General features: G+C 35.1%; 12 protein-coding genes and 1 pseudogene. 1 reads left to right on the plus strand and 12 read right to left on the minus strand.

From position 1 onward, the window contains the following. Positions 1–90: 90 nt before the first annotated feature. The 4 genes from BMZ04_RS21285 to BMZ04_RS21305 all read right to left on the minus strand — a co-directional run bounded on the left by BMZ04_RS21285 (position 91) and on the right by BMZ04_RS21305 (position 4,481). Positions 91–345, minus strand: a complete 255-nt coding sequence (locus tag BMZ04_RS21285; protein ID WP_255368066.1) for a hypothetical protein — start codon at positions 343–345, stop codon at positions 91–93. 1,553 nt (positions 346–1,898) lie between these two features. Then, positions 1,899–2,468 carry a hypothetical protein gene (locus BMZ04_RS21295; RefSeq protein ID WP_093277525.1) on the minus strand — a complete coding sequence of 190 codons (570 nt, stop codon included), beginning with the start codon at positions 2,466–2,468 and terminating at the stop codon, positions 1,899–1,901. Between the two features lie 515 nt (positions 2,469–2,983). Continuing rightward, positions 2,984–3,757 (minus strand): Cof-type HAD-IIB family hydrolase, encoded by a 774-nt coding sequence (locus BMZ04_RS21300; protein WP_093277530.1) that lies wholly within the window; start codon positions 3,755–3,757, stop codon positions 2,984–2,986. Positions 3,758–3,923: 166 nt separating this feature from the next. Continuing rightward, positions 3,924–4,481, minus strand: coding sequence for a cysteine hydrolase family protein (locus tag BMZ04_RS21305; RefSeq protein ID WP_093277535.1), 558 nt, complete (start codon positions 4,479–4,481; stop codon positions 3,924–3,926). A 172-nt stretch (positions 4,482–4,653) separates the two neighbouring features. Here BMZ04_RS21305 and xerA point away from each other — a divergent pair. After that, a pseudogene (gene xerA / locus BMZ04_RS21310) lies at positions 4,654–5,493 on the plus strand (site-specific tyrosine recombinase/integron integrase). A 74-nt stretch (positions 5,494–5,567) separates the two neighbouring features. Here the strand turns inward: xerA and ltrA are convergent. From ltrA to BMZ04_RS21350, 8 genes are all read right to left on the minus strand, one after another. After that, positions 5,568–6,830 (minus strand): group II intron reverse transcriptase/maturase, encoded by a 1,263-nt coding sequence (gene ltrA / locus BMZ04_RS21315; protein ID WP_093277538.1) that lies wholly within the window; start codon positions 6,828–6,830, stop codon positions 5,568–5,570. Between the two features lie 889 nt (positions 6,831–7,719). Beyond that, positions 7,720–8,727, minus strand: coding sequence for a DUF4179 domain-containing protein (locus BMZ04_RS21320; protein ID WP_093277541.1), 1,008 nt, complete (start codon positions 8,725–8,727; stop codon positions 7,720–7,722). Beyond that, positions 8,724–9,272, minus strand: a complete 549-nt coding sequence (locus BMZ04_RS21325) for a sigma-70 family RNA polymerase sigma factor (RefSeq protein ID WP_093277544.1) — start codon at positions 9,270–9,272, stop codon at positions 8,724–8,726. Before BMZ04_RS21325 ends, BMZ04_RS21320 begins: the two co-directional genes overlap by 4 nt. 305 nt (positions 9,273–9,577) lie before the next feature. Then, positions 9,578–10,108, minus strand: a complete 531-nt coding sequence (locus BMZ04_RS21330; protein ID WP_093277549.1) for a DUF4269 domain-containing protein — start codon at positions 10,106–10,108, stop codon at positions 9,578–9,580. A gap of 185 nt (positions 10,109–10,293) precedes the next feature. After that, positions 10,294–10,734 (minus strand): ASCH domain-containing protein, encoded by a 441-nt coding sequence (locus BMZ04_RS21335; protein WP_093277553.1) that lies wholly within the window; start codon positions 10,732–10,734, stop codon positions 10,294–10,296. 175 nt (positions 10,735–10,909) lie between these two features. After that, the gene (locus tag BMZ04_RS21340; protein WP_093277556.1) at positions 10,910–11,728 is read right to left on the minus strand and encodes a permease prefix domain 1-containing protein; all 819 of its coding nucleotides are present in this window, start codon (positions 11,726–11,728) and stop codon (positions 10,910–10,912) included. Further along, complete coding sequence (locus BMZ04_RS21345; RefSeq protein ID WP_093277561.1) at positions 11,715–12,065, minus strand: PadR family transcriptional regulator; 351 nt, start codon at positions 12,063–12,065, stop codon at positions 11,715–11,717. The genes BMZ04_RS21340 and BMZ04_RS21345 overlap by 14 nt, the downstream gene beginning before the upstream one ends. A gap of 182 nt (positions 12,066–12,247) precedes the next feature. Continuing rightward, the gene (locus BMZ04_RS21350; protein WP_093277564.1) at positions 12,248–12,757 is read right to left on the minus strand and encodes a hypothetical protein; all 510 of its coding nucleotides are present in this window, start codon (positions 12,755–12,757) and stop codon (positions 12,248–12,250) included. Between the last annotated feature and the right edge of the window lie 157 nt (positions 12,758–12,914).

A 12,914-nucleotide genomic window follows, 5' to 3' on the forward strand; every position in this document is an offset into this window, starting at 1 on the left:
AAACTTTGTTTCCTGAAGTAAGTGCTCAAACTTAATTGTGGAAAATTGATTAAACTTATTTTGTGAAAACTGCTCAATTCTACTTGACGGTTACAACATTCTCCTTACTGGAACTGGATGATAACTTTTACTTTTAAGCCTACTTACTAAATCCTCTATATTTTCCTCTAGTGTTTCACTGTATTGCTCTTTAGTTGTGCCATTAATCCCAGTTGCCTTCTTATTAGGTAATTCAAGATGACATTGAACTAGAGATTGCACATTTAGTAAATGTACAATAGATGTAAATTTCATTTTTGGATCAGATTTTGCTAATTCTGCTATCCTTAATAGTTTTGTTTCCATTTAGTATTCCTACCTCCGCGTGTAGTAAATGTGTCCCTAGTAAGGGTGATAACTTGGTAGCAGCCTTTCCTCCATCGGCATTACCCAACTTCATTGGTACTACGCTGCTATCCGACTCCCTACAACGGCATTTGGTTTCCTTACTTATTATCGCTTGTACACCATACTCTACTATAGGAAGAAGAGACCGGTAGGGTCTCCCGAGTTGCCGTATCATATCCATGTGTGACGTGCCAAGGTCTCTGACCCCAGAGAGGTTTTATCCTTCTTGCCTTTAACGAAGAATAAAATGTAGTTTTCTGCCGCAGGTAAGGCATCAACCCTCTCGTTTTACTAACATTATGGAGCTCAATCCCTTCAACCATTTGGCTTTCGGCCCGCCACCTAACTGTCTACGCTTAAAGACTAATGTTACCATTAGCCCTCCAAGACTCGCTACGAGTGAATGGCTAGTTCTTTCTCGACGGGAATCCCACCCGCTATATGATACGACCTAGGCTCGGCCGCACACCTGCTGCGTTAGTTTAAAAAGAAAAAAGAGTTGCCTAAGCAACCCATGATCTTTAACTAAAGCACCCGTTAGCCATCCATGCAGCAAAAAACGCTGCACCACAGAGGATGAAAATTGGTTCAGAACGGGTATAGATTTGTATGGCTGGCGAAGAAGGTCGATGAACTATGGTGCCATTGAGCCCATCCGTTAGTCTGACTCCAACGACCACGGTGCATCACAGACTGTCGCACTCTATACGAGTAGCACTCATGGGAGATTAATCCTACTCTGGTTACTGCACCAGCCGCCTTTATTATAAGAAGAATGGAGTTGATTCCTAATTTAACTTTCAATTTAATATAATCACTCTAAAGGCTCAGCCTTTTTTTAAAAAAGCTATTTCTGAGTCTCATTTGTTATGCAATTTTATAGATTTTGAGCGTTTTTTAATTTTCATGGGAGTTCAATAAGCACCTTCTCTTTTATTACACATTATGGTCGAACTGTGCATTTGCCACTATTCTTTATTTACTTTCAACACTTCATTATGTTTCCAATATTTTCAATGGGTTACTTATTTAAAAGACTGATATAATTAAATGATTTTATTTCACTTATTCGGAGGGAATATGACAGACATAGCAGAAATACCGTTATCTACTTTACTATCTCAACTAACCTACAATCCTTTATATCTCATGACAGTATTAATAGCTCTTGGAGTATTAATTTTCTTAAGAAATGAAAAAGGTTGCTTAATGATTTTTAATAGAATTTGTGCTGTGTTATATATAATTATTTATTTACTTGCTATTTATTTTTACTTAATCAAGTAGTCTTGAGAAATAATAATTGAAGCACAGTTTGTTTCAAATACGACATAAAACTTCTCCTTCTCTTATTGTACTAACCTGCACCGTTAGTTGAATAAGAACCTTGTCTTCTATTACACATTATGGTCGTACTGCGTGGATATCCTAATTCCCACAGACACTTTATTTCATGTACAAAAAAGGGGGAAAGTTAAACAGTCTCTTAATCCCTTTTTTGTTTTTGAAAACTATGCAACTTTTGTTACAACCAGTGCAGAATTTGTATAACTGATGTCTCCAGTTATAATTGGGTCTATCAAAATTTGTATAACATCACCTTGGTCTAATGCTAATTGATCAGTCCTTGATAATGTATAGGCTTCAAAAACAATATCATTACCACTATTAAAGGTTTTAAATTCAATTACTTGTAGCAAGCTAGGAGTTCCGCTAATAGAGAGTCGAAATTCCATTTCACCGTGTATTCCATCTTCAAATTCACCAACTATACGTACTGTAGTTGAAAACGAAATATTATATATTCCTGGGCTAATAACAGTAATAGAATTACCAGTAGGACCATCATTGATATCTAGTGTTACTCCACTGGAGAGTCCAATCATGTCGAAATTAACATTTGTATTACCTGTAGCAAGAACATTTCCCGTGGTATACAGTGAACCATAAACTGGGGTAATTCCTGGTCCAGCAGGTCCAGTAGCACCAGGGTCTCCTTGTGGTCCAGGAGGACAAGGAAGAGGACAGTCGGAAACTCTAAATGTGGGATAGTATCTTATTTTCCTTTTTTTACATGACAAATATATCGTCTCCTTTATCATTACAATTAGATTATATTATGCTTGTAAAAAATTATTTGATTGTACAAAAAGGAAGTAAATAGAATATATATCCGCTTCTTCACCTTCAACTTTAGCTACATGGTCTGAAATGAATTACCTCTTTAATTCGCCTAATGTGTCAAATGCGACATAAAAACTTCCATTCTCTTCTTCAACTAAACTGCGTCGTTAGTTCAATAAGAAAAAAGGCTTTACTCCTTCTTGAAGTAAAGCACCCGTTAGCCATCCATGCAGCACAAAAAAATGCTGCACCACAGAGAATGAAAATGGTTAGGAAGTGTCAATACTGATACTGACCTTAATCCAGTCAACCGTAATCCATAGACTTATTTACGCTCTCCTCTTTTTTTTAACGATTAAGTAGGGGTCTTCTTAAGTATTGTCATTTTTCATTTCTTGAAGAACTAATTTTCATGGGAGTTGAATAAGAAAAAAGCGATCATTAAGATGGTTTCGAAACTAGGGATTACAATCTAAATTATCTCAAACTTTTTTAATGCATATTCAATGCCATCTTCACTGGATTTTTTGGTAACAAAATCAGCAACATTTTTCAATGTTTCATTTGCATTTCCCATCGCTATACCGATTCCTACTAATTCCAACATATCAACATCATTTTCTCCATCTCCAAAAGCAATAGCATCCGATTTATCAATTCCAAAAAACTCTAAAGTTTTCATGATAGCTAATGACTTTGATACATCCTCCTTCAAAACGTTCAACACGTAAGGATGCCATCTTTTAAATGTTAGATGAGGGAATTTATGTATGTACTTTTCAACCGTTTCATCATTTGCAAACAAACACAATAAAAATACCTCTTGATTATGTAATAAACGATTAGTTTCAGGATAATCATTCAGAGACAATGTTTCCTTTAATGCCCTTAAAATCTCAGTTTCTGTTACACCATTCATACTAAATTCTTCAGTATAGAATGACAATCCGTTATTCTGTAATTTGGCAAATTCCATAACTTCTTGAATTATATTTTTATCCATTGGTACTTTATGAATAACTTCTTGGTTATGTTTCACGTATCCTCCATTTGCTGTTATAAATGTTTCAATACCCAATTCCTGTAATTCCTTGCACATTGATAACGGTCTTCCTGTTGCTGCTACAACCTTTATTCCTTTACTTTTCAATGTTTTTATAGCTTCTATAGTACTGTATGGAATGCTGCCATCTTCATGATGTGTAATAGTCCCATCAACATCGAAAAAAACAATTTTATTATCCATAAAAATCTCCCTTTAAAGTTCTTTAATAATAACTGCTTATCTAATATTTTCCAGACAAGAAATCCTTCTTCAACTAAACTGCCCCTTTAGTTCAATAAGAAAAAGAGCCACCTAAGTAGCTTAACGATTTTTAAGTATAGCTCTCATGAGTTCCAGAAACTTTATCTTAGATTATTTGATTTATTAATTCTTCTGTTGTAAGTATAGTAGCGAACTCGTCATTTAAAGTAGCTAGGGAGGTATTATGTATAAGTTCGGCATCATAATAGTTATCATTTTGGTCTTTCATTCCAAATGCTGCTGTTGCATCTGAAATAAGATATGTATTAAAACCTAAATTTCCACTCATTCTTGTAGTCGTAGATACACAATGAGGCGTAGTCAAGCCTGTTATTACTAAATTTGCTATATTATTTAATTTAAGAAACTCTTCTAAGTTTGTACCGATAAAACTACTATTTACTTTTTTTGTTATAACTAATTCAGCTTCAAGGGGTTTAACCATTTCTTTTATAACAAATCCCTCGTTTTTTGGATAAAATACAGATTGTGGGTTATCGGACATATGTTGAATATGTATTACTCTCCATCCTTTGTCCCTCCAGAATGCTAGTATCTTACTAATGTTTTCTTCTGCACTTAGATTATTTCTCTCTCCCCATTTTTTATCATCAAAAGCTTTTTGTACATCTATTATAATTAAGGCTAAGTTTTCTGTATCCAAGATAATTCACTCCGATTTCTTTTATCATTTACTTCATTTTATCATTTTTTATTTGCTACAAATGGTTTTGTTATTCAACTAACCTGCCGCGTTAGTTTAAAATACCCTATGTCTATAATTCTATTAAATTGGCAATAATCCTTTTAATATTACTATTTTAGGGGGAATAGAGTTGTTACTATCAAAAGCATGGGCTTCATTTGAGGCTGATAAGCGAATAGAGGGCTTTTCGCCACAAACATTGAAGGCCTACAGGTTACAGTCTTTGCTACTAATTGATTATTTTAAGGATATAGAGATGAAATTGCTGGATACAAATCAACTTAAGGAATATCTCGCTATATCCGGCAAGCATTTATAACCGGCCAGTCTTGCACATCGTATCCGCTTTTTGAAGTCATTTTTTCGTTGGTCCCATGAAGAAGGTTTCCTAAGTAGGAATCCAACTTCCAAGATTAAAGAACCAAAAGTAGGTAAGCGGATACCTAAGTACTTAACCGAAAGGGAGATTGAACACCTTCGTGAATCCTGTCATTCTGCTATGGAAAAAGCGATATTTGAATTCATGTTTTCTACAGGTTGTCGAATTGGAGAAATAGTATCGTTAGAAAAGAACCATATTAACTGGTCCAATCAATCGGCAATCGTGAGAGGAAAGGGCGATAAGGAAAGGGAAGTTTATTTTAATACACGTTGTGACATATGGCTTAAACGCTATTTAGAAAGCCGTAATGACCATAATCCAGCCATCTTTGTGACAGCAAGGCAGCCACATAGAATGAGCGTCGCCCAAATGCGATATATCATCAAGCGGATCTCCAATCGTGCAGAAATTAATAAAGAGATTCATCCACACCAACTTAGACACAGCTATGCAACTCATTTGATGAATAATGGAGCTCCTATTGAAGTCATACAAAGTCTTATGGGGCATGAGAAAAGTGAAACAACTAGGATCTACGCTCAATTAAGCGGAAGACTAAGGAAAGAGTATTATCAGAAATACTTTTAAATCGAGTAGGAGGGAGTGATTAACTCCCGACCTCTCACACCACCGTACGTACCGTTCGGTATACGGCGGTTCAATTAAGATAAATGACGCAAAGTTTCATAACAAATCGATAGACTTTTGAGCCCTTGGGAACTCCAATAGGAGTTTCCGAGGGCTCTATCTAGTATTGGGCTTTTTGAAATTCTCCAGTAACTTTTGCGTGAGTTTCCCCATTCGTATGCTTTTCCTTTCGGAATGCCTAAACTAATAAGTTTTCTCATCTTAGTTATCGGCTTCTTCCAATTTTTCCAAGCACACATACGCAGCCTTCTTCTAATCCATGAATCAAACTTTTTGAATACACTCGCCGTATCTGCCAATGCAAAATATCCACACCAACCCATTAAATACTGATTGAGTTTCTTTATTCGATATTCCATCGGGTAAGGTTTCTTCCTTGAAGTGATCTCACGAATTTTATTCTTCATTCGTTTCACACTTTCTTTGGCAATACGAACCTTCGGTTCCTTACCATTAGTGAAACTGAATCCAAGAAACTTTCTCTTCCAAGGACGGTCTACTGCAGATTTCTTCCGATTAACTTTCAACTTAAGTTTTCCTTCAATAAATGATGTAATTGAGTCCATCACTCGATATCCTGCTTTCTTTGTTTTCACAAAGATATTAGCGTCATCTGCATATCGGACAAATTTATGACCTCTATTTTCTAATTCTTTGTCTAGTTCATCTAAAACAATATTAGAAAGTAACGGACTAAGAGGGCCACCCTGCGGGGTTCCTTCTTCACTCATTTTAAAGAGACCGTTCATCATGATGCCCGATTTCAGAAACTTTCGGATTAACTTTAAGAGTCGTTTATCTTCTATTCGTTTTGCAAGTGTACCCATGAGTCTGTCATGATTTACTTTGTCGAAGAATTTCTCCAAGTCCATATCTACTACCCAACGATACCCTTCCTTTATATAACGCTTCGCTTCTCTCACTGCGTCATGAGCACTTCGATTTGGTCGAAATCCATAACTATGTTCAGAAAATGTAATGTCATAAATTGGCGAAAGGATTTGTGAAATAGCTTGTTGAATGAAACGGTCTGTTACGGTAGGTATACCTAATAAACGCACTCCTCCGTCAGGTTTCGGGATTTCGACCCTGCGGACAGGCTGCGGTTCATAAGTTCCCTCGAGGAGTGCTATTTTCATAGCTTCCCATTCTTTATAGAGATGACATCTCAGGTCTTGAGAAGACATTTCGTCTACACCATGGCTTCCTTTATTCTTTTCCACTCTTTTTAAAGCAGTGATAAGATTTCCGCGTGACAAAATCTGTTCCATTAACATTTGTTAAGTCCTCTTTCCGTGAACAACATTTCTTCTTATGCCAGTTCTGCTACACCATTTTGAAGTCCCCCATGGAATTCACCATTTCCTCCCTCAAGTATGCCTTCTCGGTTATCTGTGTTCAGCACAGTTTACTGAATGCCAAGATGTTGTTCTCTCTTAATTGTTCAGCCCTTCCCATCCTTCTCGAGTTCAGATGGTACTATGACTTCTGCTGACTTCTGATTGTTCAGCTATCCATCACTGGATAGGTTATCAAGTGTACTTGACGCATCAATCAGATCTCCCCAGGTAAGAACGTAATCTTTCCCTCCATCTATCTGCTTCATTTACTCCGTACAACCTTCGGTAGAAAGGGTTTTGTTTTGTTATGCAAACTCACCCAATTGTACTTAGCCTTATATGAAGTTCGTGTTCCTCAGACCGGAGGTTTGCCGCTCGCTTCCTTCAGATTCCACGTCACCATGGACACCCTTGCGTTAAGCTAACTGCTACTTCTACCTTCACAGTTCGGGACTTTCACCCTATAGATTACGCCCATGCTGGGCGCACATATAAAGGAGCAACGTCATAATGACGTTGCTCTATTTGACTAACGCACCCATTAGTTGAATAAGAAATGGGGGCTTAATTAAATTAAGTTCCTTCGATAAAATGAATATTTACAATTAAATCTATTTCGGCTTACACTCAAAAGAATAACTGCTTGTGACATTATTATGAATTTCTAATATGACTTCTCCACCAATATCATAACAACCAGTGATCAATAAATTTATCGCTTTAGTATTGAAATAACTATTGGTATGCGTAATCAAAGACACTCCAAATATTTAAGTGCATTTTTTCACAAACTCTTAGTTTAATTCAACACTCACGCGAATTAAATCTATTTCCCTGACTTTTCTGGGTTATTAATTATAAATGAATCGAACAATATTTCCTCATTTTCATGAATGAGCTTAGGTGTAATAGTAAGTCTATCAGAACCACTTTGCAAATTTGCAAATGTATAGGACCCCTTTGCTGCATGTTTGGTTGTACTACCTGCTAAGTTTGTAAGCATTTCATAGTCATTTCCAAATTCATCTTTCACTTCAAACTCAATACTATATGGTAAGTTAGACAGCTCGTATTTTGAAGGCATTTCAATCTCAAATGGAATATTTATTGTATAACCTGTTATATCTACAGATGGCACATTAAGTATGAAATCTTTCTTTGTATCTGTATAGTCCACAAGTATATCCTTAACATTAATCTTTTTTAATTTGAATTCAAATGACCAATCGCCCTCGATGATTTCGTCCGTTTCAAGATTCCAAACACTTCCGGGTGACCATGAAAGACTTACTGTACGTGGTGAACCTCCGGTTAACTCAGGGGTTACGGTAATAACACCAGCATAAGTTGTATCTGTTACTTTTTTAATCGATGTAACTGAACTACCTTGAACGTTTCCGTTCGTTACTATTGGACTTCCGAAAATTGGGTGTTCACCAAAATCTTCTTTTTCAGATTCAATTGCAAACGCAATAGTGACTGTTGTTCCATCATAAATTGCATCCCCAATTTCGATTGTTACACCGTTACTCGTTTGAATTGAGCCAATAACCGTTGCATAGTCATTGAAATACGTAAATTGTGTTGTCTCACCATTAAAATAATCGACGATGTTTTGAACAATTGGAATTTGAGCTGCAATCGTTGGGGAAAGCACCAATACTGAAGAACCTATTCCAAAGGTCATTAAACCAACTGCTACTGCATAATAAAGAAATCGATGTTTTTTCTTATTCAAAATGTTATGAAGTAGACGTTTTTTCTCAATCTTTGTCACACTCTCTGGCTCTATATCATCGATATTTAGTTGAAGCATTTCTTGTAGATCATTCATTCTAATCGCTCCTTTATCGTAGGTAATGTTGCCAATTTTTTCTTTCCTCTATACAAACGATTTTCAACAGCTGACTTTGTAATACCTAACGCAGCAGCAATCTCTCCATTGGATAAATCTAAATAAAATTTCATCAAAAATAGTTCGCGTTCTGTATCGGGTAATGTTTGCAATTCTATTAAAATAGATTCCTTCTGCTCTTTCCTTAAATAAAGTAGCTCTCCATTTTTGTAATCCTCTTGTTCCTTCGTATGCTCAAGACTGACCGTTTCATTTTTTTTCTGTTTCCTATACATATCAATTGCTTTGAATTTTGCAATCGTACCAATCCATTTTTTAAATTCCTGTTCATCTCCATTAAACTTAGTGCTATTTTGCCAAACTGCTAAAAATACATCATTCACACATTCATCTACCGCACCATTTCCGCATGAGTGTTGTAATATTTTCTTGGCTATTGCTTTTACATAAGGCATATATGTATCGACCACAAAGGCAAGTGCCTTTTCCTTACGCTGTTGAAGCTTCCTTATAAAATCCGTCAATTGCTCAACTCCCTTCATTTATAACAACGAAAAAAAATAGAAACACTCTCGGAAAATTGAAAAAAAGACCATTATTATTATATTTGGTCTTCTAAAAATTATATTTTGAAAGAATTAGCAGTAATTAGTATTTTTCTTTAGATACAGAGCGTTATTATGATTTTCGTTATTAAACTAAACTGCCCATTTTAAGTGTAACATTTCACAATAGATCACCGAAATCTCCTTGATGTTTTGGACGTAAAAATAGACCATCGAAATGATGGTCTTGTCTAACTAAAGCACCCGTTAGTGAAATAAGGTAGTTAAATAATCCCCATACGTTTGCCGTAATTTAAAAGACTCCCATATGGATCTCCTTCTAACCCTAACACTTTACAAAAAGCAGGCTCTGTTTTAAACCCTTGTATTTTTAGCTGTGTTACTTCAGCTCTTATGTTGGGAAACTGCTTTAATAAAGAGTTTTCAATTATCATATGAAGATAAGCATACTGTTCTTTTACGGACTGGGGTTGAGCAAATAATTCAAATTCGAATCCGCCATAAATAAAATTTGCTTTAACAACTGAAACTTCTCTAATTAAAAGCCTTTTTATATGGAAATTTTCTTTATCTCCATACAATGTTTCAACCCTTTTCTCATACGGCAGGAAGTCAACAACCTCCATAATAATATCTAAGTCCGAACCTACTATATCAATTCCAAGAGGAAACGTACCACATAGTGTAGGATGATACTCAGATAAGTTATCCATTATTCCTAAATTACTAATAGCTTTATAAGCACGGATTTGTTTTTCGTTCCCTAATTGTAAGTAATCTATTTTATCGAACATTCAAGCTCCCCCACAGGTAATCTTAGATTCTATTATCATAACATTTCAAATTCCTTATTAAACTAAACGCTGCTTTATTTTAATAAAAAAGGCTTTACTCCTTCTTGAAGTAAAGCACCCGTTAGTTGAACAACTTTCCTAATAAGAACTAATCTACCCAAAGACTCTAAAGTTATTTAACTACTCTATTTTGGATACACTTTTATAAACCGTTCACACACAACTAACATATTTGGTGAGAATTCCCTATCGTATTCTTTTAATAATTCGGTAAAGAACTTTTCATGTGCATCCCACCAAAACCGATAATCCCCTTCTCCTTCTGTTAAAGCGAACTCTTCTGTTACCTCATTCATCGGAACAACTTCAACAGATTGAATTTGAATGACTGCGACTGGATCTTCCTGACCACTTAGAACAATATAATATTCACCAGCTTGAGGTATAGCTTCTTTTTCTAACTCATAAAACACAAAACCTGAAGTTGTCGCTGTCTTCTTTCCCTCAACAACTAAATCGGCTAACCAATCAGCAGAAGCTCCAAATTGAAATGCATCTTTATATTCGGTCCCTTCCTTATGATTTGCTAAACAAAAATCATTCCAAAATTGTTGTACCTTATCCATACATAATCATCCTTTAAAATAATATTATTTCCTTATTCCACTAACCTGCTGTGTTAGTTTAAGTGTAACATTTCACAAGGGAACGACGAAATCCACTTGATGTTTTGGACGTAAAAAAGGACCATCGAAATGATGGTCTCGTTTAGCTAAAGCACCCGTTAGTTGAACAAGAATATCAACTATTTGTCTTTGATAATCGCTTTTTTTCAACCAATTTGTAAATTAAATAACCTAGGATATTTAATAAAGCAAATACAATAATCCATCCAATATTTAAGCGTCTATGATGATAGGCGTTAATAGTTGCCCATATGATAAACAATGTCCAATAAACAACGATGCCTACTAAAAGTAAAATGATAGCCGTTCCTTCATAACTTTTTGATTCAATACTAATATGCCAGGTATTGTTACTTTCTCCATATCCATTGTAAGTTAGGAACCCCGTATTATTCCAAATGTTGAATAAGCCTTCTTCTCGAAAACTATATATTGGTTCAACGTTTTCATTAGTAGATGAAAATAATTTTTCATGATCATATATGCTAATTCCAGTAATTCTTCCACTACTTCGTACAACTTCCTGAATATCAGTTTCAATTAGTGTTGGTATTACTTCATTATCGCCTAAATTGTTAAGAATTTGAGAAGCCACCTGATTACTTTGATCCAATTGACTTTTTTCGATAGGCATTACAATACTAAAAATGAGAGTGGAAATTAAAAGAAATGCAATCGCTGTATATAGCACCCATTTCGCAAATGTTTTTTGTGCTTTAAATAATTGTCCTACAACCGAACGCATTTCTTTTTCTCCGCCAAATCGTTCTATTGCAATTTCAGTTGCTTCTTTTTCAGACTTTCCTTCTATTTTCAATTCGTGAACTGCCTCTAGTAAATGGCTTTTCATCTCTGCCTTTAATTCTTGTATTTCTTTTATATTTCCTCCTACATTTTGATAAACCGAATCAACAAATGCTTCAATTTGCTTCATGTTTTTTTCCTCCTTCCAAAAACGAATCCATTAATTTTTTTACAAATTCCCATTCCAAACGCTTTTCTTTATAACCTTCTTCACCTAATGACGTGAGTTTATAATATTTTCTTCTTCCACCTGGTCCTTGCTCGTCGCCCCAGTAAGATTCAATCCATTTATTCTTTTCTAATCGCTTTAAAGACAAATAAAGCGTACCTTCTTTTAATTCAAATTGTTCATCGCTTCTTTCTCGAACCAATTTGGCTAATTCATAGCCATACATATCCCTTGTATGTAAAAGCGATAGGATTAAAGTATCAATATGACCTTTTAGAACTTCTTTGTTTACTTCCAAATTGTCTCACCTCCTAATATAGTTATAATTTATATTACTTAATAATGCAAGGTATTGTTTTAAAAAAATTTACTAAAACTAATCTGCTGCTTTAGTTCAATAAGAAAAAAAGCTTTACTCCTTCTTGAAGTAAAGCACCCGTTAGTTTAAGTACATTTATTCACAAAGTTTGTGAACATTCTTCACCATTGAATATCTAATGCAACCGCATATATACCTTTACCTTCTTCCCAAGTTGCCAAAACTTCATATATTGCCTTACCTTTTTCCTTTACTTCTTTAAAGTTATTGTAAGTTGCCATCATCTCATCATTGTTATCGTAAACTCTTATTTCATAATTTAGGGGTTCCTTTTTGAAGTTTAGCGTGATAGGTTCACTTAGATTAACACTCGCCGCATTTTCTACGTTAACTATTTCCGTTGACGGCATAGAATCAGCTTCTATACTTACCGTTTGTCCTTCTGAATCTAAATAACTCCAACTGTAACCACCTTGTCTTGTTTTAATTACTTTTTCGCCAAAAGTAATTGTTAATGAAGGTGGTTTCTCGGTTTGAGTCAAATTAACTTCTTGGGAATTTTCATTACCACCTGAAGCATCAATTTGTTCTGTATTGCTTTCATTTGAATTACTACAACCTACTAAAGCACATAGCATACATATCACACCAATTAAATAAATTCTTTTCAAAGTATTCCCCCCTTTTTAAATTAGACATTAATTTTAGAATAAAGTTTCAAAACCCTTGTTTCACTAACCGTTAGTAATAGGTAAGCATTTGAGGTTATCGCCAGCTTTTCCCCTACTCCACACGGAACGTGCCAGTTTCCAAGCATTCCGCGTTCCA

The organism is Psychrobacillus sp. OK032, from assembly GCF_900111345.1.
GTDB lineage: Bacteria > Bacillota > Bacilli > Bacillales_A > Planococcaceae > Psychrobacillus.

Excerpts from the sequence above, each read along its gene's own strand:
- BMZ04_RS21285 (WP_255368066.1), bottom strand. The coding sequence starts at position 345 with ATGGAAACAAAACTATTAAGGATAGCAGAATTAGCAAAATCTGATCCA.
- BMZ04_RS21300 (WP_093277530.1), bottom strand. The coding sequence starts at position 3,757 with ATGGATAATAAAATTGTTTTTTTCGATGTTGATGGGACTATTACACAT.
- ltrA (WP_093277538.1), bottom strand. The coding sequence starts at position 6,830 with ATGTTAATGGAACAGATTTTGTCACGCGGAAATCTTATCACTGCTTTA.
- BMZ04_RS21320 (WP_093277541.1), bottom strand. The coding sequence starts at position 8,727 with ATGAATGATCTACAAGAAATGCTTCAACTAAATATCGATGATATAGAG.
- BMZ04_RS21330 (WP_093277549.1), bottom strand. The coding sequence starts at position 10,108 with ATGTTCGATAAAATAGATTACTTACAATTAGGGAACGAAAAACAAATC.
- BMZ04_RS21335 (WP_093277553.1), bottom strand. The coding sequence starts at position 10,734 with ATGGATAAGGTACAACAATTTTGGAATGATTTTTGTTTAGCAAATCAT.
- BMZ04_RS21340 (WP_093277556.1), bottom strand. The coding sequence starts at position 11,728 with ATGAAGCAAATTGAAGCATTTGTTGATTCGGTTTATCAAAATGTAGGA.